The sequence below is a fragment of the Streptomyces sp. NPDC101191 genome, assembly GCF_044767915.1.
Lineage (GTDB): Bacteria > Actinomycetota > Actinomycetes > Streptomycetales > Streptomycetaceae > Streptomyces.
This window is the reverse complement of sequence record NZ_JBIWOU010000004.1, coordinates 450,460-472,169: the sequence shown is the minus strand read 5'-3', so window position 1 is coordinate 472,169 and position 21,710 is coordinate 450,460. Positions and strand designations below refer to the sequence as shown.

Here is a 21,710-nt window from a genome sequence, read left to right as displayed (position 1 = left end):
ACCCCCTTCCCCAGCACTCCCCAGCACTCTCAAGGTCGCCCATGCGGAAGATACTCATAGTCGGCGCCGGCCAGTCCGGTCTCCAGCTCGCCCTCGGACTGCAGTCGAAGGGCTACGAAGTCACCCTCATGTCCAACCGGACCGCGGACGAGATCCGCTCCGGGCGGGTCATGTCCACGCAGTGCATGTTCGACACCGCCCTGCAGCACGAGCGCGACCTGGGCATCAACTTCTGGGAGCCCCAGGCCCCGCGGATCGAGGGCCTCGGCGTCTCCGTGGCCGGCCCGGAGTCGCAGAGGGTGATCGACTGGGTCGGCAGGCTGGACGGGTACGCGCAGTCCGTCGACCAGCGGGTGAAGATGGCCGGCTGGATGGAGACCTTCGCCCAGCGCGGTGGTCAGCTCGTCATCCACGGCGCGGCCGTCGGCGACCTGGACTACTTCGCGCGCGGCTACGACCTGGTGCTCGTCGCGGCCGGCAAGGGCGAGCTGGTGTCGATGTTCGGCCGGGACGCCGCCCGCTCCCCGTACAGCGAGCCGCAGCGCGCCCTCGCGGTCGCGTACGTGCACGGGCTCGGCCCGCGGCCCGAGCACCCCGACTTCGACGCGGTGCGCTGCAACCTGGTGCCCGGCGTCGGCGAGCTGTTCGTGATGCCGACGCTCACCACCTCGGGCCGCGCCGACATCCTCTTCTGGGAGGGCGTGCCCGGCGGCCCTCTGGACGCCTTCCAGGGCGTGAAGGACCCGGCGGACCACCTGGCGCTCACGCTGGAGCTGATGGAGAAGTTCACGCCGTGGGAGTACGCGCGTGCCACGAAGGTCGAACTGACCGACGCGGGCGCCACGCTGGCGGGCCGGTACGCCCCGACCGTGCGCAACCCGATCGGCCACCTGCCCGGCGGCGGCCTGGTCCTCGGCGTCGCGGACGTGGTCGTCGCCAACGACCCGATCACCGGCCAGGGCTCCAACTCGGCCGCCAAGTGCGCCGCCGCCTACCTCGCCTCGATCGTCGAGCACGGCGACCGTCCCTTCGACGAGGCCTGGATGCAGTCCACCTTCGACCGCTACTGGCAGACCGCCCAGCACGTCACCAAGTGGACCAACGCGATGCTCGGCGTCCCGCCGGAGCACGTCCTGAACCTGATCGGCGCGGCGGGCACCCTCCAGCCGGTCGCCGACCGTTTCGCGAACGGCTTCGACAACCCGGCGGACTTCGAGAACTTCTTCTTCGAGCCCGAGAAGACCGCCGCGTACCTGGAGTCCGTGGCCGGCGCCTGATCATCCCGGCCCGCGGGGGAGCGTGACCACCCCGGGCCCAGGGATCACCGGGCCCAGGGATCACCGGGCCCAGGGATTACCGGGCCCAGGGTCACCAGGCCCTGGGCCACCGGGCCTTGGGCGATCAGGCCTTGGGGCTCGGGGTTCGCGTTCCCGCCCTCAGCCGCCTTCGGTCCCCGCGCTTCCGCCTTCGGTCCCGGCCCCGCTTCCGCCCTCGTTCCCGCTCTCAGGGGCGGCCCCGCTCCCGGTCCCGGCCGCCCCGACATCCGCCCCGGTCCCTGTCCCGCCCTCCGTCCCGGTCGGTGGCTGGTCGGCGCCCGAGAAGCCCTCGTCCGAGCCGTCCGTCGCGCCCGCCGGCAGTTCGGGCGGGGTGAACGTCTTCAGGGGGAGGGCGTCGGGGTCGGGGCGGACGGCGCCCAGGACGGGGTTCGCGGCGAGGGGGGAGACCTTGACGCGGGCGCCGGGGCGGGGGGCGTGGATGACCAGGCCGTCGCCGAGGTAGACGGCGACGTGGGTGGCGTCGGGGAAGTAGACCACGAGGTCGCCGGGGCGCAGCGCGGTGAGCGGGACGTGGGGGAGGGTCTGCCACTGTTCCTGGCTCGTGCGGGGGAGTTCGCGCCCCGCCGCCGCCCAGGACTGCTGGGTGAGGCCGGAGCAGTCGTACGTGTCGGGGCCCTCGGCGCCCCACTCGTAGGGCTTGCCGATCTGGCGGGCCGCGAAGCGCAGGGCCGTGGCGCCCTCCTCGGAGGGCATGAGCGTGCTGTCGAGGGCGCCGGAGCCGAGGAGCTCGCTCTGGGCGCCGGCGGTCTGCGTGGTCTCCAGGGAGGTCAGGCGGGCGAGCTGGGCGGGGGAGAGGGACGCGAGGAGCTTCTCGACCTCGTCCAGCTTGGTCCGGACCGCCGCCCGCTGCTTCTGCTGGGCGGCGAGGAGACCCTGGCGGCGGGTCAGGGCCGTGCGGGAGGCCGTCGCGAGCGTCGCGGCCTTCTTCTCGGCGGCCTCCAGGCGGGAGATCACGGTGGCGCGTTCGCGGGCCGCCCGGGTCACCAGGTGGTTCTCGTCCAGGGCGTGCCGCGGGTCGGGAGCGAGCAGCAGGCTCAGGTAGGGGGAGAGCTCCGAGCGGCCCTGGTACTGCTGCCGGGCCAGCCGGCCGGCCTCGTCGCGGCCGCGGGTGAGGGCCTGGCGGGCGGCGGCCAGCGCGGTGTCGGTCCGGCGGGTGTCGGCGGTCTGCCTCTTCAGCGCCTCGTCGGCCCTGTTGTAGGCCTCGGTGGCCCGCTCGGTCTCCTGGTAGAGGGTGCGCAGGCGGGTGAGCAGGCCGGCGACCGAGCTCTCGCCCTCGTCGGCCGGCGCCGCCGCGGCCGTCCCGGTCAGGGCCGGTTCCGTCGGGGCCGCCGTGGTCGCCAGCACCCCCGCCAGGGCCCCGGTGCAGATCGTGCGCAGCAGTCGTCCGGGCACGTCACCACCTCCACCGGGATGATGACGCCCGTGATGATGTGATGAGTGGATGAACGGGTCGGTGTTCGGTGGGCTCACTCCTTCGGAGCAGCCGGCTTCTGCCACGGCCACCGGATCGTCCGGCGCTCCCGTCCGTCCGGCGCGTAGACGTACACCCAGCCCCGGTGCAGCCCGAGCCGCTTCGTGTAGCCGATCGGCTCGCGGTGGTACGCGTACACCGTCGCCGGGTGGCCCTCGTGGGCCGGGACGGGGACCTCGTACCACTTCGGCGGATGGCCGGTCGGGCCGAGCAGGATGGGCAGCACCCGGCCGTCGAGGGGGCCGCCGCGGAAGGGGGTGTTCTCGCTCTTCACCCCACCAGTGTCCCCTCCCCACCGCTCAGAGCAGGTGCGCGGCCTCGCTCACCACCGGGATGACGTTCCTGGCCAGCGTGCCCACCGGACCCGTCGACCGCTCCTGGGACAGCAGCCGGGTCACCACCTCGCCGGTCTCCGCGTCGCTCGCCGCGGTCGCCGCGAGCAGCGCCACCAGATGGTCGACCAGCCAGTCGCGGAGGTTCTCGGCATGCGGCCGCTTCCCCTCGTCGACCCAGATCAGCGAGGCCGCCTCCACGGCCGCGATCCAGGTCCTGACCATCATCCCGAGCCGCGGCCCGGGCCGCTCCGCACCCAGGTGGAAGAGGATCTGCTCGGCCGCGGCCCGCCGGACCTCGTCGACGATCGCCGTGGTCCGCGAGGTCTCGGCGACGCTGCCGCCGCGCAGCAGCGCCGCGAACCCGGCGTCGTGCTGGTCGACGAAGGCCAGGTAGCGGTCCAGGACCCTGGTGAGCCGCTCGGTGGGCGGACCCTCGGGCGGTTCGGCGAAGCAGTGCTCCAGGGCGTCCGCCGAGGAGCGCAGCGCCGCCTCGTACAGCTGCTGCTTCCCGCCCGGGAAGTAGCGGTAGACGAGCGGGCGCGAGACCCCCGCGGCCTCGGCGACGTCGTCGAGCGAGACGTCCTCCGGCGGCCGGTGCGCGAACAGCGTCTGGGCCGCGTCGAGCAGCTGGATCCGCCGCTCCTCGACGCTGAGCCGGCGGTACGCGGGCGAGGCGGCACTGGTCATGCTCCGCAGCGTATCCCCGCGGCCGGTCCCTCAGGCCAGCAATCCGGACGACTTCCAGAGCCGGCGACCGGCGCCGCGCAGCACGCCGATGTCGTCCAGGAAGTCGGTCAGCCGCTTCGCCCCGGACTGCATCACCTCGCGCCGGTGGCCGCTCGCCCTGACCTGGGCGACGGCCTCGCGGCGGTCCAGGCCGACGTTGTCGTAGACGGCCGGGTTGACGAAGCAGGTCGAGAAGACCCGGGCCGCCTCGCCGCAGCTGAGCCGGGTGAACTCCTGCTCCCAGCGGGGCGCGGTGATCATCTGGCGACGCAGCTCCTCGCGTGCGTAGCGCACATGCCGGGCCTCCTCGACCACGTGGATCCGGGTGACGCCGCGGACCAGCGGCTGGACGCGCTCGTCCGGGAAGGTCAGCCGCTGCATCCAGTCGAGGATCTCCTCGCCGAGCAGGGTCGCGGCGAAGGAACCCGGGGTGGTGGAGACGGTCTTCAGGACGCGGCCGAGGTTGTGGTAGATCCGCGGCACCGGGTACTCCGGCGCGCCGCCGCGCTTGATCAGCCTGGCGAACATCATCGAGTGCCGGCACTCGTCGGCGATCTCGGTGAGGGCGTAGCGCACGTGGTCGCTGGTCAGCGCCTTGTCGTAGATGTGCCGGACGAGCAGCTGCATGAGGATGATCTCGAACCAGATGCCGAGCGAGGCGAGCGAGGCGGCCTCGTGGCGGGAGAGGTCGATGCGCTGCTCCTCGGACATCCGCCGCCACAGCGGGGTGTCGTAGAGCGAGACCAGCTCCGGCGGCCAGAACCACTTGCCTTCCTCGAAGGGGGCGTCCCAGTCGAGCTCGGTCTCGGGGTCGAAGGAGTGCTTGAGGGAGGACTCCAGGAGGCGCCGGGCGACCTGCTCGCGGTCGCGCAGCGGGCCGAGGGCGTCCTTGAGGAGGGCGAAGTCGGGCTCGGTGAGACTGGCCATGGCGGGAGGCACCTCGCGCTGGGTCGTCGGCGGTTCGAGGGAAAGGGTGGCGGCCGTACGGCGGCCGCGGGAGGTCAACCTCGGCTCACCGGAGCCAAGTTGGCGGCACGTCGACTCTCCCGACTTTATGAGACTCCCCGTCAGTAACGCCGTCAATCCCTCCCGCACGACTTGTTGACCCTGCGTCTACCAACGTGTGAGCCTGCTGGGAACCGTAGGAAGGAGCCGTCAGTGTCGACGCACGACCTCTACGCCCAGGCCCCGTCGGAGTCCCTCTGGCAGGTGCCGTCGAGCGGCGCTGCCCGCTTCACCTGGGAATACGACGTGAACGCCACCGGACGTGACCGCCTCCTCGCCCTCTACCAGAAGGGCAAGGACAAGCAGTGGGACGGCGCCACCCGGATCGACTGGGATCTGGAGGTGGACCCGTACGACCCCCTCGGCACCCCCGACGACGCCCTGGCGCTCTACGGCACCCGCCACTGGGCCAAGCTCACCGACAAGGACAAGGGCGAGCTGCGCCGGCAGTACACCTCCTGGCAGTTCAGCCAGTTCCTGCACGGTGAGCAGGGCGCGATGGTCTGCGCCGCCCGGATCGTCGAGTCCGTGCCGGACCTGGACGCCAAGTTCTACTCCGCCACGCAGACCATGGACGAGGCCCGGCACGCCGAGATCTACGGCCGCTTCCTGCACGAGAAGATCGGGCTGCTCTACCCGATCAACGACAACCTCCAGAGCCTGCTCGGCGACACCCTGCGCGACTCCCGCTGGGACATGCCCTACCTCGGCATGCAGGTCCTCATCGAGGGCCTCGCGCTCGCCGCCTTCGGCATGATCCGCGACACCACCGACAAGCCGCTGCCCAAGCAGATCCTGGCGTACGTGATGCAGGACGAGGCCCGCCACGTGGCCTTCGGGCGGATGGCGCTGCGCGACTACTACAAGCAGCTCACCGACGCCGAACTGCGCGAACGCGAGGAGTTCGTCATCGAGGGCTGCTACCTCATGCGCGACCGGCTGCGCGGGGTCGAGGTCCTGGAGAACTTCGGCATCCCGAAGAAGGAGGCGGAGGAGCTCAGCGAGCAGAGCGAGTTCCTGCACCTGTTCCGCAAGCTGCTCTTCAGCCGGATCGTGCCCTGCGTCAAGGACATCGGCCTGTGGGGCGAACGCCTCCAGAAGGCCTACCTCGACATGGGCGTCTTCGACCTCGGTGACTCCAACCTCGATCTCCTCATGACCCAGGACGAGGAGATCGCCGAGGCCCTGGACCGCGAACGCTTCGCGGCCGAGGAGGCGGCACGGGTGGCGGAGGTGGCGGCGGCGATCGCGGAGGGGGAGGCGGGGGCGTACGCGGAGGGGGAAGCGGGGGCGTAGCCCCGGGACGGACACGGGGCGAGGGCCGGGAAGGGGTGAGCCCCCGGCGCCGTGGCGGCGCCGGGGGCTCACTCGTTCGACCGGAGTGGTCAGCTCCTGCGGAGGTCCCTCCGAAGGCGTGTCCGAAGACTCCTCACTCCTCCGGGGGCTCTCCGGAGGCTCATCCGAAGGACAGCTTGTCGCCCCAGCCCGACCCGATGACGGTCTTCACCGGGGCGTTGGTGTTGGTGGTCGACGGGTGGTAGATGGCCATGTGCCCGTCGGACTTGAAGCGGGCCCAGATGTCCGGGATCCCGTCGTTGTTGATGTCCGGGATGCCGATCGCCGCGTCGACGTTGGCCTCGGTCCAGCTGGTGCCGAAGGCCTCGTCACCGGCGACGGCGTTGGCCGCCAGCATCAGCGAGTTGAGGTCGACGCTGCCCGCCACCGCGCCCGGCTTGCCGCGGCGGAGGTACATGTTGCCGTTGTCCAGGTTCCGCCAGAGCAGGTCGGGCGTGCCGTCCTTGTTCATGTCGGCCAGGTTGACGATGTCACGGCGCGCCCAGGCGTCCGGGTTCATCTGCGTCGCGGTCTGGAAGGCGCCGCCGGTGTAGCCGGAGAGCACCCAGAACCCCGCCGCGTCGCGCAGCACCACGTCCGGCAGCTTGTCGCCCGTGATGTCGCCGAGGACCTTCATCTGGATCCAGGTGGACGGCGCGGGCGCGTTCGCCGGGAGCCGGACCTTCATCCGCTGCCCGACGTCGAAGGAGCCGTAGCCGTCACCGGGGTAGAGCCAGAAGCCGCCGTCCGGCGTGCGGGCGAACAGGTCCGTCGTGCCGTCGCCGGGGTAGACGTCCTGGTAGTGCCCGATCAGCGCGGCCTTGTTGCCGAGCGTCGACGCGGCGTCGTACCAGTGGCCGGGCGGGTTCAGGGTCGTCGTGCCGTCCTTGTTCTTGAGGTACGAGGACGTCAGCTGGCCGTACAGCTCGCCGCCGGGCTGGTCCGTGCCGCCGGCCGGCTGGCCGGGGTACGTCCGCAGGACACCGGTGGCGTCGATGACCATCAGGTCGGGGGTGCCGTCGCCGCCCACGTCGCCGGGCCCGTCGGCGGTGTCCTTCGGCGGGACGTAGGTGGTGTAGTCGGTCCGCGCGCTCGGGTTGCCGAGGTTGTCGTAGGCGTACACCTGGAGGGTGTTGGGGCCCGCGTTCACCGGCTTGAGGGCGGGGACGGTGGCGAGGCCGTTGGCGTCGGCGTTCACCGTGACCGGGGCGACGCCGCCCCACGCGTACGTGAACTTCACGGCGCCCGGCGACTCGAAGGTGATCGGACCGGTCTGGCCGAACTTCACCGTGGCCCAGGTGGCGCCGTCCGACGTGGTGCGCAGCCACACGTCACTGGTGACGACCGGCTGCGAGGGTCCGCTCGGGTCGACCGTGATGCGGCAGGGCTCGGTGCCCGGCGGGTAGTTGGTGGACGTCGCGCCCGCCAGGTCCTCGCCCATGGCATCCCACGAGAAGGTGGTGTTGGCGGTGATGTCCTTCAACAGCGGGTCGGTGACCGGGATGGTCAGCGAGGCGGTGCCGCCGGTCTGGCCGATCGTGTAGTAGGTGCCGGTCGGGACCGTGCCGCCCGTCTTCCAGAACCGGAAGCGGACCCGCTTCATGTTGTTGTCGGGGTCCTTGGCGGTGACCTTCAGGGTGATGTTGGTCTTGCCGACCGTCACGCCCGCGCCGGGGCCCGGGGTGCAGGGACCGCCGGGGGTCGAGGTGCCGGCGGTGGGCTCGGACGGGTTGCGGTTGTAGACGGCCTCGATCGTCGCCGAGGTCGCCCTGAACTTGCGCCAGGTCTGGCTGTCCGACTCGCTGGTGGCACGCATGCCCAGGGTGAGCGTGGCGCTGCCCTGGTCGGTGGCGTACTGCGCGGCGGACTTGACGTTGAAGGCCTCGTAGTCGTCCGGGCAGGAGGACGAGGACCAGCCGTGCGCGAAGGACTTGCGCTGGATCTCGGAGGACCAGCTGGGCTGCGCGTTCCAGGTCGTACCGGACGAGATCGGGCCGGTGCGCCACAGCTGGAACTCGCGCGTGGTGCAGGACCAGGAGTGGTTGTTGAGCACCTTGAAGGTCGCGCTGGTGATCTCCGCGCCCTTGATGGTCTTGTCCCAGTCCATCCGCCAGAACGAACGGGCGGTGCCGCCGGTGTCGCTCTCGTGGCCCACGCGGGCGTCGGAGGTGCCGGAGGAGAAGTTGGTGCCGTTGAAGAAGCTGGTGCTCGGGTACGGCTTGTACGCGACCGTCCAGGCGTCCCAGCCCGGGTTCAGCGGCGGGTCGACGTACAGCGGGTACGTGACGTCCTTGCGCGTCGCCAGGCCGGTGGCGCCGAAGCCGAGGCCGAGCCGGGCGGCGTGGGTGTTCTCGCCGTCCAGGGCTATCGGCAGCGGCGCGGACCGCGCGCCGGGCTCGATGCCGGTCAGACCCGACAGCTTCAGCACGTCGGCGGGGGTGGCGACGGACGTACGGTTCGGGGTGCCCTGGGGCAGCTCGGGGTCACGGCCGCTGGAGTCCCACGCGAACGGCGTCGGGATCGAGGCGACCTCCTTGCCGGCCCCGTCCAGGACCTGGACCCGGCTGGCCTTGCGGTCCTGGCGGAAGGTCGCCGTGTCGGAGCGCAGCCCGTAGGTGACGGTCTTCAGGGCGTTCTGGGACGCCGCCTCGGGGGTCTTGACGATCAGGACCTGGGCCAGACCGCCCTCCTCGCGGGCCACGAGCAGCAGGTCGACCCCGGGGAGCACCTCCGAGTACAGGGCGCGGGGACCGTCGAGCACCGGCTCGGGCAGCGTGCCCGGCCAGGTGTAAGCGATGGTGTTCCCGGCGTAGTCCACCTCGGCGAGCACCGTCTCGCCGGGGGCCTCGGTGCGGGCGAAGGAACGGTCCGCACGGGTCTTCCGTGCGTTGCCGCTCGCGAAGCGCACCGGAACGGCGGGGTTCGCGGGTGCGATGCCGAGACCGCGGGGGGCCTTGGCCGAGCGCTTCAGCCGGTTGTCGACGGGGGCCCAGTGGCCCTCGGCGTTCTTCGCCCGGGTGGGCGCGGCCGTGATCCGGGTCTTGAACTGCCCGTCGGGCAGGGCCCAGGTCAGCGCGGTCTGGGTGGTCGCCGTGTCGACGAGCACCTGCTTGCCGGTGCGGACGGCTTCGGCCACGGCGACGGCCTCGTCGCGGGGACCGGTCGAGGCGGGGGTGGCGTCGGTCGTCCCGCCCGCGGTGGTCGGGGAGTCGGCGCTCGGCTGCCACCAGGGCAACAGGGCGGCGGTGAGGGCGGCCAGTACGAGGCCTAGGGTCAGGGACAGCCGCGTGCGCGTGCGCACGAATGGGCTGAGAAATCGGGGCGGCGCGGTCACGGCGGTCTACTCCCGTGGGAACCAAGCGGATTGGGGACAACACGGACAGCCCCGAACGGCAGGCCGCGGGGCAGAAGGCGCGCACACGATCACACATGTGAAGGGCAGCGTCCACGCATGGCGATGTTGTGAATCCGTTACGCAAACGTGGAACCGACGTGAGTGGGCGTCAACTACAGCTGTTTCAGGGCTTTTGCGGTGCCGCATTGACTGCAATCGGGGATTTCTCCCGAACTGCCTGGTGGGTCGTCAGCGGAGTGGTCTGGTCCAGTTACGCCTGTGAGGGGGATCACTTTGACGCGCGTAGCCCTCCAGGACGGATCTTGAATCCGTGCTGGACATGACAGAGAGTGCGCACGCACGCGCCTGAGCCAGGCGTGTGCCGTTTGGTGTTTCCGCACCTCGTCCGTTGTCTGAATTGCCAGGGTGGGAGTCGACGCGTATGCGTGCTTCAGGTCCGCTGTCATGGCTGGGGCGAGGACGCCCAGCCCTGACAGAGTCACAACGAAGGCGCCGGCGGCGAAGCCGCACGGCAGTCGTCCTTCTGCTGTCCTCGACATTGACGGTCACCAGCCTGGGCGGGCAGGCGCTCGCCGTCCCCGGCCCCGGCATGAACCGCGAGAAGGACCTCGCCCAGGTCGACCTCCCGGAGCTGCCGAAGGCCACCGAGGTCGACGGTGACGAGGCCTCGGAGAAGGGCCTGACCCTGGCTCCCGAGGACCCGGCCGACCCCTACAGCCCCAAGGCCGTCGCGCCGTGGACCTCGGGCACCGGCAACGCCCCGATCGCCTCGACCGACACCCCCGGCACCACCGTGCCGGTCACCAACGGATCCACCACTCTGCCGGTCGCCATCGGCGTCCCCGAGGGCGGCGACGCCGCGGCCCTCGCCGGCAACTGGACCGTGGGCGTGGCCCCGCAGACGACCTCGCAGGACGCGGGCGTCTCCGGCATCATCATGAAGCTCACCCCGCCGGCCACGGTCGACCCGGCCGCCGAGGTGGCGGTCAGCATCGACACCACCGGCTTCGCCGACCTCTACGGACCGGAGGCCGCCGACCGCTTCGGTCTGGTGCTGCTGCCCGAGTGCGTCTACTCCTCCCCGACCACCGGCGACTGCGCCGACGGCGGCGGCACGAGCCCGATGTCCCTCTCCGACGGGGACAAGGACGTCAAGAACGGCAAGAAGCACTTCCAGCGGCTGGACAGCACGGTGGAGACCGTGCCGGCCAAGGACGCGCCCACCAGGGCCACCGCGGTCAAGAACTCCCCCACCCGCAAGATCCTGAGCGGCACCGTCCCGGTCTCCAGCCTCGTCGGTGAGGGCTTCGTCCCCGCCAAGGCGACGAAGGCCTCCTACCAGGACGGTGTCCAGCCCGCGGTCGCCGCGAACGGCGGCGCCGCCCTCGGTGGCCTCGACACCGGCGCCTCGGGCTCCGGCGACTTCACGGCCTCGCCGCTGCTGTCGTCCGGCGCCTGGGCGGCCGGATCCTCCTCGGGTGCCTTCACCTACTCCTACGACGTGCAGGTCCCGGAGACCGCCGGCGGCCTGATGCCGAAGGTGTCCCTCGGGTACTCCTCGCAGACCGTCGACGGACGCACCTCGTCGAGCAACAACCAGGCCTCGTGGATCGGTGACGGCTGGGACTACAACGCGGGCTCCATCACCCGCACGTACGCCAACTGCCGCCAGGACTCCAAGAAGGCCGGTGCGAACAACAAGACGCACCGCACCGCGGACCTCTGCTGGGGCTCGAACAACGCCACCCTCTCGCTCGGCGGCATGACCACCGAGCTGGTGTGGGACGAGACCAAGGGCAAGTGGTTCACGGCCAACGGTGACGGCTCGAAGATCGAGCAGGTCAAGGGCCAGGCCACCGGCAACGGCGCCAAGGACGGCGAGTACTGGATCGTCACCACCAAGGACGGCACCAAGTACCACTTCGGCCTGAACAAGCTGCCCGGCTGGTCCGACCACGGCACCGCCGCCGACGACCCGACGACGGACTCCGTCCTGAACGTCCGCGTCTACGGCAACCACCCGGGCGAGGACTGCTACAAGGGCTCCACGACCGACGACTGGAAGAACTCCTACTGCACGCAGGGCTGGCGCTGGGGCCTCGACTACGTCGAGGACGTCCACGGCAACGCCATGTCGCTGTGGTGGAAGAAGGACCAGAACTACTACGCGCCGAACTTCGACTTCTCGCACCCGATCTCGTACGACCGTGACGGCTGGCTCGACCACATCTACTACGGCCAGCGCAGCGACAACATCTTCACCGCGACCGCCCCGGCCCGGGTCGGCTTCACGGTCGACGAGCGCTGCTACACGGTCGACGGCGTCACCTGCACCGAGGCCAACTTCACCTCGAAGGACCCGCGCAACTACCGGCCCTGGTTCGACACCCCCGTCGACCTGCGCTGCGAGTCCGGCAAGAAGTGCTGGAACGCCGGCCCGTCGTTCTGGACGCGCAAGCGCCTCGCCAAGATCACGACCTCGGCCCAGCGGCGCACCGACACCGACGCCCGCCAGGTCGTCGACGAGTACGAGCTGACCCAGAGCTTCGCCGCGAACGGCGACCCGGACCACGCCGACCCGCTGAAGACCGGCCCGAACACCGCCCTGTGGCTGGAGTCCGTCCAGCGCACCGGCTACGCCCGCAAGGGCAGCACCGACGCGAGCGTCAAGCTCAACTCGGTGTACTTCGAGGCCAACGCCGAGGACATGCCGAACCGCGTCAAGGCGGTCCACCCGAACCGGCCCGGCTTCTCCCGGCTGCGCATCGCGCGCGTCATCAACGAGTACGGCGGCGAGACCGTCGTCCGCTACAAGCCGATCGCGGGCGACTGCGCCACCGGTAACCTGCCGCTGCTCGACCAGCAGCCCGGCGAGACCAGGGACGCGGCCATGGCCCGTCTCCAGGCCCAGCTGAAGACGAACGACCGCCTCTGCTACCCGTCGTTCTGGAACCCGGACCCCGAGGTCGAGGACATCGACTGGTTCCACAAGTACGTCGTGGACACCGTCGAGGAACTGCCCAACATCGACGGCAGCTTCAGCACGCGGACGGGCTACCAGTACAAGAACCCGGCGTGGAAGCTCGCCGAGGCCGAGTTCACGAAGAAGTCCCAGCGCACCTACTCGCAGTTCGCGGGCTTCGAGCAGACCACGGTCCTGACGGGCCCGGTCACCGAGGACCCGGACACCCCGGGACAGCGCTCCAAGGCCGTCACCCGCTTCTTCCGGGGCCTCGGCAACAACGTGTCCGTGCAGGACATCACGGGCGCCGAGATCGCCAAGGACGAGGAGCCCTTCGCCGGCCGGATCGCCGAGGAGCTCACGTACACCGACTCCACCAAGGCCGACTCGGACTGGCTCTCGCGCTCCATCACCAAGCCGGAGGCCACCGAGCTCGCCAAGCGCGACCGCGACGACGGCCTGAGCCCGCTGCGCGCCTGGCGGGTCACGGAGCCGGAGGAGACCGCGTACACGAAGTCGTCCGGCACGAACACGGACGACCCGCGCACGGTCCGCTCGGTGAAGACGTCGACGACCTACGAGTCGACGTACGGCCTGCCGACGCTGGTGGAGTCGCTGGGCGACACCGGGAAGACCGGTGACGAGTCCTGCACCAAGCTGGAGTACCTGCACCAGACGACGAAGAACATCATCGGTCTGTCGAAGCAGGTGCTGGTCTCGCCGACGACGTGTGCCGCAGCGAACTTCACGGACCTGGGCTCGCTGAGCAACGGCACCCGCACGGCCTACGACGGCACGGCGTACGGCACGGCGCTCGGAGCCTCGACCCGAGGCCTCGCCACCGAGCAGTGGACGATCAACGGCGCCGGTACGGGCTTCCAGACCACTGGTACGAAGGCGTTCGACGCCGTCGGACGAGTCGTCAAGGAGACCCCTGCGGACCAGCTGGCCCAGCCGAACCCGAAGTCGTCCACGATCGCGTACGACTCCATCGGTCCGGCCACCGGCCAGGTCTTCAAGGTCACCACGACCAACCTGCTCGGCCACAGCCAGATCCAGGAGCTGGAGCCGGGCCGTTCGGTCACCGTCAAGACGACCGACATGAACAACCTCGTCAGCGAGGCCGTGTACGACCCGATGGGCCGCCTCGCCGAGGCCTGGGCTCCGGGCCGAACTCCCGGTTCCGGCGTGCCCGACTTCCGCGCGGTCTACACGATCCCGGCGGAGGAGACCGACCCCACCAACGCGAAGATCAAGATCCGCAAGCCTCCATACGTCACCACCTACGCGCGGGGCTACGAGGACAGGATCGAGACCTCCGTCACCCTCTACGACGGCCTGGGCCGCGAGCGTCAGACGCAGGAGGAGGCGGACAGCGACGCCGGCTGGTTGATCACCGACACGCTCTACAACAACTCCGGTGAGGTCTACCAGACCAACAACGCGTACCTCACGCAGGACGCGAAGCCGGGCGAACTGTTCAGCCCGCTGGCCGACACGGCTGTTCCCAACATCACGCGCTACACCTACGACGGTCTCGGCCGCGTGACGCAGGAGACGCCGTACCTCAAGTGGATCGACCCGGTCACCAAGGAGTCGTTCTCCAAGGCCTACGAGGACCGGGCCGTCCGCTACGAGTACGGCGAGGACTGGTCGAAGGTCGTTCAGCCGCAGGGTGACTCGTCCTACCGCGTCTGGACCGACGCGACCGGCCGCACCGTCCGCACGGACACCTTCAACCCGGACGCCCCCGGCGGATTCACCTCGACGCGCTACCAGTTCGACGGGAACGGCCAGCTCCTGAAGGCGACCGCCTCGGCGGACCCGACCCACCCCTGGTCGTGGACGTACAACCACAACGGTCAGGTCGAGACGGCGACCGACCCCGACGCGGGCATGAGCCGGACGACCTACGACGTCTTCGGCCGGGTCGAGACGACCACGAACGCCCGAGGCGTCAAGGTCTGGAACGGCTACGACGAGCTCTCGCGGCCGAAGGAGGCGCGCGAGAACGACTCGGCCGGAAAGCTGCTGTCCTCGTTCACCTACGACACGGCTCCGGGTGGCAAGGGCATGCCCGCCACCGCCACCCGCTACACCGACGGCGAGGCGTACACCCAGACGGTCAACGGCTACACGAAGGAATACCAGCCGACCGCGACGACGCTGTCCCTGCCGCAGTCCATGGTCGACACCTGGGGCCTGAAGAAGGACTACCGGTACGACTACACGTACAACGACCGCGGCATGCTGGACGAGACCACCCTTCCGGCGGTGGGCAGGTTCGATGCCGAGAAGCTGGTCGTTCGCTACAACAAGGACGGCAAGCCGCTCTCCATATCCGGTAAGGACTGGTACGGCTCCGAGACCACCTACGACCCGTACGGGCAGGTGGTCCGCTCGACGCTCGGCGCCCAGCCGTACCGGGTCTGGACGCAGAACTCGTTCGACGAGTCCAGCGGTGCGCTCACGGAGCAGTCGGTCTACCGCGAGAAGGCGGACGCATCCGCCGACAAGAGCGTCGTCGGCGGAAACCTCGTCTCCAACCGGGCGTACGGCTACGACCCGGCAGGCAACGTCACCTCGATCGAGGAGAAGTCCACCGGGATCGCGGAGCGTCAGTGCTTCGTCTACGACCCGCTGGGGCAGCTGAAGTCGGCCTGGACCTCCAAGGACCGGACGAGCTGCGTGAACCCGAGGAACTCGGACGGCTCGCTCAACAAGAACGCGGACGGCACGCTCCGGGTCGCCGCGGGCACGGACAGCTCCGGCTACTGGCAGGAGTACGAGTACGACCTGCTCGGCAACCGCACCAAGCTGACCGAGAACGACCTCTCCGGCGACACCACCAAGAACGCGGTCACCACGTACGCGTACGGCAAGAACGCCGCCAAGGACCAGCCGCACACGCTGACCAAGGTGTCGAAGACCTACAAGACCCCCGCGGGGGCCCAGATCACGGCCGAGGCCACACGGCTCTACGAGCTGAGCGGCGAGACCAAGACGGTCGCCTCGGTCGAGAACGGAGACAAGCAGGAGCTGACCTGGACCTATGACGGCCAGGTCGAGCGCATCACGGGCGCCGGCACCGGCGGCAAGACCCCCTACGTGGGTCTCGGTCAGAAGTGCCTGGACCTGAAGACGGGCACAGCCGCGGCCGGCCAGCCGATCCAGCTCTACGGCTGCAACGGCTCCGTAGCGCAGAACTACAAGTTCACGCCCACCCCGGGCACAGCGACGGCACCGCAGACGGACCCCAACAAGGGCACGCTCTCGGTGTACGGCACCTGGTGCCTCCAGCCCGCCGCCAGCACGGCCGGTTCGGCGCTCCAGATCCAGAAGTGTGATGGCTCGGCCGCGCAGGAGCTGAAGCGCAACGCCTCCGGTCAGCTGACCCACGTCGCCTCCGGCCTGTGCCTCGCGGTGCAGGGTGCGGCGAACGTGAACGGCACCGCCATCGTGCTCGGCACCTGTGACGCGGCCCAGGCCGCCCAGCAGTGGCTGGCGCAGAACGACACCCGTCACATCTACGGCCCCGACGGCAGTCGCCTGCTCACGATCAAGGGCAAGCAGGCGACGCTTCACCTGGGCGAGGCCGAGGTGACCGTCCAGCAGGGCGGCGTCCTCGTCAACACCCAGCGCACCTACGGAGCTCCGGGCGGCGCGGTCATGCGCTACGCCTACGGCACCGGCGCGGAGACCCTGGTCGCCCAGACCACGGACCACCAGGGCAGTGCGTACGCGGAGGTCGCCCTCTACGGCGGTATGTCGGTGCGCATCCGCAAGCAGGACCCCTTCGGTAACGAGCGCGGCACCGCCGGTGCCAATCTCCAGAGCCACAAGGGATTCCTCGGTAAGACGCGGGACGACTCCTCCGGCTACCAGCCGCTGGGTGCCCGCCTGTACGACCCGGTGGTCGGACGCTTCCTGTCCGTCGACCCGATGCTCGACCTGAACGACCCGCTGCAGGCGAACGGGTACGCGTACGCGCAGAACAACCCGGTCTCGTACTCCGACCCGACCGGTCTGTCGATCGCCCTCACCGCTTCGGAGAGGGCTGCGGCCCTCGCCGGCGCGGGTCTGTCCGCGGCGCAGGTCGCACAGGCGCAGGCGATGCAGGGCAAGTCCCTGACCTCGGTCATCCTGGCTGTTGCCTGGGAGACGTTGAAGGACTTCATCGGCATCAACGACGCCATGGCCTGCTTCGGCGGTGACATGTGGTCCTGCGTCAGCATCGCGGTGGACGCCATTCCGTGGTCCAAGCTCGGAAAGATCCCGGCCGTCATCAAGGCGGTCAACCGCACCATCGAGGCCATCAAGGCGTTCAAGGCGGCCAAGCGAGCCGCCGAGGCCGTACTCAAGGCGGCCAAGGCCGCTGAGGCAGCTGCGCTACGGGCCAAGAAGCTGGCGATCGAGAAGGCCAAGAAGGAGGCCGCGCAGAGAGCCAAGAAGAAGGCAGCCGAAGCAGCCAAGAGAAAGGCTGACGAGGCGGCCGCCGCGAAGCGGAAGACGGGTAACTCCGTCCACAAGCAGGCCCAGGCCAAGGCCGCGCCCAAGTCCTCCTCGCACCCGAGTGCGGGCAAGGGCGGCGGTGGCAAGAGCTCTGGCGGCGGCAAGAGCGGCGGGGGCGGTGGCGGCGGCGGCAAGTCCGGCGGCTCCTCCCGCAGCAACGGCGGCAGCAGCGGCGGCGGCGGCTCCGGCCGGGCCGACGGTGGCGGTGGTGGGGGGTCGTGCCCGGTCAACAGCTTCGTGCCCGGCACGAAGGTTCTGATGGCCGACGGTTCCACCAAGCCGATCGAGAAGGTGAAGGCAGGCGACAAGGTCGTCGCCACCGACCCCGAGTCCGGTGAGAACGTCGTCGAGACGGTCTCCGCCGAGATCAAGGGCCAGGGTCTCAAGCACCTGGTCAAGGTCACGATCGACCTCGACGGCAAGGGCGGCTCGAAGGCGGCTCAGATCACCGCGACCGCGGGCCACCCCTTCTGGGTGCCCGAGCTCGGCGAGTGGATCGACGCCACCGACCTCAAGTCCGGTGAATGGCTCCAGACCAGCGCAGGCACCTACGTCCAGGTCACCGCGATCCAGCGGTGGACCGCCCAGGACGCGACGGTTCACAACCTGACCGTCTCCGACCTGCACACGTACTACGTGCTGGCGGGTGCCACTCCGATCCTGGTCCACAATGCGAACCTTCCGCAGGTCTGTGGTCCGGTCACGGAGAACACGCACTACGCCGACGTGGAGGTCTTCGACGCCGACGGAACCCAGATCGACGCGTATTCGCTTCGAAGCGGTGCCACGACCGCGGAAGAGGCCAGCATCGGTGTGGGACGCGCGCGTCAGGCGGTCCACACGGAGAACCGTGCGGCACGTGCTGCCGGTGGCGCACCCATGATCAAGGACACGGTCATCGCCAACGACCCCTTCTTCATGGCGAGCCCGGTTCCTGAGGGTGGTCTTGTGCGGATCACCGGTACGAAGCCGCCGTGCGGTCCGTGCCAGTCGCAAATGCGGCTTTCCGCCGAGGACACGGCCTCGACATTTGAATACCTGTGGCCGGATGGAAATGGTGGAATGAACCGCTTCAGGACGTCCGGATAGGTCGATCCGGGTTCCGCGGGCGGGTTGCCGCGGATACCCGGACGTGATCCACTGATAAGGCTCCCGCTGGTCAGCCGTCTCATAGGCTGCACCCGCGGGAGCTTTGTCATGTGGCTGTACGATGCCCTCCATGGACACTCCGCGAGAAGACATGCGTTGCGGGATCTGCGGTCAGCCGCTGGACACCCATGACGCTCACCAGCAGCATGACGGCGGGCAGCCCATCCGAAATGGAAGGCGTGTCACATTCGTCGTCGTCGAGTTGCGCGGGGCCCTTGCCCTCTATCAGGCGGTCGATGACCCGTCCGAGACGCTCAAGGTCGTCGCCGCCGGTCTGGCAGAACAATTGGGAATTTCGGTGTCCGAGCTAGCCGGCTGCCGATACTCGTGCTGGGTTGAGCCGACCCCGTACGGTGCCATCGAAAGCGACTTCAAACTCGCCTGACAGCAGGTGCGAAAAGCCCGGCCGAATTTTCGCGGCCGGGCTTTCGGGTGGGGTGCTCGTCGAGGCCTGCGTGTCACTGCCGTGTCAGCCCCGACCGCCCCTCCCTCTCCAACCGCAACCCCTCCTCCATCACCGCCCGCGCGATCGGCGCCGCGTTCCCGCCGCCGCTGATGTCCGTCCGGTTCGCCTCCGCGTCCTCGACGACCACCGCGACCGCGACCGCCGGCTGGGCGGAGTCCGAGGCCTGGGCCCAGGCGATGAACCAGGCGTACGGCGTGCCGGTGTTGCCGAGGCCGTGCTGGGCGGTGCCCGTCTTGCCGCCGACCCGGGCGTCGGGGATCGCGGCGTTCGTGCCGGTGCCGTCCTCGACCGCGCGGATCATCAGGTCCTGGAGGCGGGTCGCCGTCGAGGGGTTCATGGCCTGGCGGTAGCTGCGGCGGCCGCTCGTGTCGACGGTGGTGCCGCCCGAGGTGGTGGTGCGCTCGACCAGGTGGGGCTGGGCGATCTCGCCGTTGTTCGCCACGGCCGCCGCGATCATCGCCATCTGGAGCGGGGTGGCCGCCGTGTCGAACTGGCCGATCGACGACAGCGCGAGCTGGTCGGCGCTCATGTCGGTGTCGAAGTTCGACTTCGCCACCCAGGACGGGATCCGCAGCCCCGTGTCGTTGAAGCCGAACTTCTGCACCGCGTCGACCATGTCGTCCAGGCCCACCTTCACACCGAGCCCGGCCATCACCGTGTTGCACGACCACTGGATCGCGTACGCGAGCGAGGCGTTCGCGCAGCCGGTGGCCTCGTTCGGGAGCACCTGGCGGGTGCCGGGAAGCACGAACGGGTCCGGGATGCCGGTCGGCGCGTCCACGTCCGTCACCACGCCCGCGTCCAGGGCCGCGGCCGCCGTCACGATCTTGAAGGTCGAGCCGGGGGGATACGTCTGCCGGATCGCGCGGGCGAGCATCGGCTGGTTCGGGGAGGTGTTCAGGCGCTTCCACGCCTCGGCCACCGCCGGCCCCGTCCCGGACAGCAGCCCCGGGTCGTACGACGGCGAGGACACCAGCGCGAGGATGCGGCCGCTCGACGGTTCGATCGCCGCGACCGCGCCCCGCCTGCCGTCCAGGCCGCGGAAGGCCGCCTCCTGCATCCGGGCCCGGATCGTCGTCACGACGTCCCCGCCCGGCTGCCGGCCACGGCTCACGCCGTTCCACAGAGGCAGCGGCGCCAGCATCGGGTCGGTGCCCGACAGCAGGTCGTCCTCGGCGTTCTCCAGGAGCGTGGTCCCGTACGTCTGCGAGGCGTAGCCGGTCACCGGCGCGTACAACGGGCCCTGGAGGTACGTGCGTTCCCAGCGCAGTTGCTGGCCGCTGTCGCGGGAGCCGGTCACCGGCTTTCCGTCGACGACGATCTCGCCCCGCGGCTGGCCCCAGCGGGTGATCGCGATCCGGCGGTTGGCCGGGTTGTCGTCGTACGCGTCCGCCTCGAAGACCATCACCCGCGCCGCGTTCACGAGCAGCGCCGCCAGCAGGAGGAGACAGAGCGCGGCGGCCCGCCTGATGTAGCGGATCACATGACCTCCCTCATGGGGTCCCTCATCTCGCGTCCTCCGTGATCGGGGCGATGACGCCCGCGTCCGCCATGTCCGGGCGCGGCGCGCGCGCCGAGTCGGAGACCCGGACGAGCAGCGCCACGATCACCCAGTTCGTGACGACCGAAGAGCCGCCCTGGGCCAGGAACGGCATCGCCATGCCCGTCAGCGGGATCAGGCCCATCACCCCGCCCGCGATGACGAACACCTGGAGCGCGAGGATCGACGCGAGGCCGATGGCCAGCAGCCGGCCGAACGGGTCCCGCAGGGCCAGTCCGGCCCGGTAACCGCGGGCCACGAGCAGGGCGTAGAGCAGGAACAGCGCGCTCAGTCCGACCAGGCCGAGCTCCTCGCCCGCCGTGGCGAGGATGAAGTCCGACTTGGTGGCGAAGCCGATGAGGATCGAGTGCCCGAGGCCGAGCCCGGCGCCGAGCATCCCGCCCGCGGCGAACGCGAACAGGGACTGGGCCAGCTGCCCGGGCCCGTCGCCCGCGCGGATCGAGGCGAAGGGGTCGAGCCAGTCCTGGACCCGGGTGTGCACGTGTGGTTCGAGGCTGCCGACGAGGAACGCGCCCGCCGCCGCGAGCAGCAGGCCGACCGCGATCCAGCCGGTGCGCCCGGTCGCCACGTACAGCATGATCACGAACAGGCCGAAGAAGAGGAGCGACGTACCCAGATCCCGTTCCAGGACCAGGACGCCGACGCTCAGCACCCAGATCGCCAAGATCGGACCGAGCACCCGCCCCGTGGGGAACTGCAGCTTCCAGACCTTGCGGCCCGTGTACGCGAGCGCGTTGCGGTTGGCGGCGAGGTACGCGGCGAAGAAGACGGCCAGCAGGATCTTGGCGAACTCGCCCGGCTGGAAGGACAGTCCGTCGATCCGGATCCAGATCTTGGCGCCGTTCACCGCGGGGAAGAAGATCGGCAGCGTCATCAGCCCGAGCGCCGCCGCCACCGACAGGTACGCGTACCGCTGCAGCACCCGGTGGTCGCGCAGCAGGACCACCACCACGATGAACAGCGTCACGCCGAGCGTCGACCAGACCAACTGGGTGGGCGCCGCCCGGTCGCCCGGCGTCTCCAAGTCCAGCCGGTAGATGAGGACCAGGCCGAGACCGTTGAGCAGGACGGCGATCGGCAGCAGGAGCGGGTCGGCGAACGGGGCGCGCAGCCGCACCGCGAGATGCGCGAGCAGCGCCAGCAGCCCGAGCCCGGCGCCGTAGCGTGCGGCGTCCGGAGGTACGGCGCCGTTACGGGCGAGGCCGACCTCCGCGTAGCCGTACACGCAGATCAGGACCGCCCCGACCAGGAGCGACAGCTCCACACCGCGCCGCTTCGGGACGCGCACCCCGGGCGGGGGTGCGTCCTGGGCGGCGGGGCGCGGTGCGGTCATGGACCGCAACGTAGCAAGCAGTAAGCCTTATGTCCCTTTTGTGTGACGGTGCGCCGTCACGCCCTTCCTCCCGGCTCCTCGGGGGGCGTGGACGTGCTTTCGTGCCCGCAAACTGCGGCGAGCGCGGGTGCGAGCGCGGGTGCGGGAGCGGGCGCGAGCGCGG

The 21,710-nt window shown here is 70.2% G+C and carries 11 protein-coding genes; 4 read left to right on the top strand and 7 right to left on the bottom strand.

What is annotated here, in order from left to right; all coding sequences use genetic code 11:
- Nucleotides 1-41: 41 nt before the first annotated feature.
- Entirely contained in the window at nucleotides 42-1,277 is a 1,236-nt protein-coding gene (locus ACIRQF_RS18720) for a styrene monooxygenase/indole monooxygenase family protein (protein ID WP_404093396.1), read from the top strand.
- 159 nt (nucleotides 1,278-1,436) lie between these two features.
- On the opposite strand, the gene ACIRQF_RS18715 is transcribed toward ACIRQF_RS18720, so the two are convergent.
- The 4 genes from ACIRQF_RS18715 to ACIRQF_RS18700 all read right to left on the bottom strand — a co-directional run bounded on the left by ACIRQF_RS18715 (nucleotide 1,437) and on the right by ACIRQF_RS18700 (nucleotide 4,796).
- Nucleotides 1,437-2,729, bottom strand: a complete 1,293-nt coding sequence (locus tag ACIRQF_RS18715) for an NlpC/P60 family protein (protein ID WP_404093393.1) — start codon at nucleotides 2,727-2,729, stop codon at nucleotides 1,437-1,439.
- A 74-nt stretch (nucleotides 2,730-2,803) separates the two neighbouring features.
- Entirely contained in the window at nucleotides 2,804-3,082 is a 279-nt protein-coding gene (locus tag ACIRQF_RS18710) for a hypothetical protein (RefSeq protein ID WP_376632378.1), read from the bottom strand.
- Between the two features lie 25 nt (nucleotides 3,083-3,107).
- Complete coding sequence (locus ACIRQF_RS18705; RefSeq protein ID WP_404093391.1) at nucleotides 3,108-3,830, bottom strand: TetR/AcrR family transcriptional regulator; 723 nt, start codon at nucleotides 3,828-3,830, stop codon at nucleotides 3,108-3,110.
- Nucleotides 3,831-3,860: 30 nt separating this feature from the next.
- A complete protein-coding gene (locus tag ACIRQF_RS18700) occupies nucleotides 3,861-4,796 on the bottom strand; it encodes a diiron oxygenase (protein ID WP_376632382.1) in 936 nt (311 codons plus the stop codon).
- A gap of 231 nt (nucleotides 4,797-5,027) precedes the next feature.
- On the opposite strand from ACIRQF_RS18700, the gene ACIRQF_RS18695 reads away from it, so the two are divergent.
- Nucleotides 5,028-6,170 (top strand): ferritin-like domain-containing protein, encoded by a 1,143-nt coding sequence (locus ACIRQF_RS18695; RefSeq protein WP_404093388.1) that lies wholly within the window; start codon nucleotides 5,028-5,030, stop codon nucleotides 6,168-6,170.
- 160 nt (nucleotides 6,171-6,330) lie between these two features.
- Here the strand turns inward: ACIRQF_RS18695 and ACIRQF_RS18690 are convergent, their stop codons facing one another.
- Complete coding sequence (locus ACIRQF_RS18690) at nucleotides 6,331-9,510, bottom strand: DNRLRE domain-containing protein (RefSeq protein ID WP_404093386.1); 3,180 nt, start codon at nucleotides 9,508-9,510, stop codon at nucleotides 6,331-6,333.
- A gap of 643 nt (nucleotides 9,511-10,153) precedes the next feature.
- On the opposite strand from ACIRQF_RS18690, the gene ACIRQF_RS18685 reads away from it, so the two are divergent.
- Entirely contained in the window at nucleotides 10,154-18,127 is a 7,974-nt protein-coding gene (locus ACIRQF_RS18685) for a ricin-type beta-trefoil lectin domain protein (RefSeq protein WP_404093636.1), read from the top strand.
- 130 nt (nucleotides 18,128-18,257) lie between these two features.
- Nucleotides 18,258-18,572, top strand: coding sequence for a hypothetical protein (locus ACIRQF_RS18680; RefSeq protein ID WP_404093383.1), 315 nt, complete (start codon nucleotides 18,258-18,260; stop codon nucleotides 18,570-18,572).
- A gap of 73 nt (nucleotides 18,573-18,645) precedes the next feature.
- Here ACIRQF_RS18680 and ACIRQF_RS18675 read toward each other — a convergent pair whose 3' ends face one another.
- Nucleotides 18,646-20,136 (bottom strand): penicillin-binding transpeptidase domain-containing protein, encoded by a 1,491-nt coding sequence (locus tag ACIRQF_RS18675; protein ID WP_404093380.1) that lies wholly within the window; start codon nucleotides 20,134-20,136, stop codon nucleotides 18,646-18,648.
- A gap of 22 nt (nucleotides 20,137-20,158) precedes the next feature.
- Nucleotides 20,159-21,547, bottom strand: a complete 1,389-nt coding sequence (locus ACIRQF_RS18670; RefSeq protein ID WP_404093377.1) for an FtsW/RodA/SpoVE family cell cycle protein — start codon at nucleotides 21,545-21,547, stop codon at nucleotides 20,159-20,161.
- Nucleotides 21,548-21,710 lie beyond the last annotated feature (163 nt).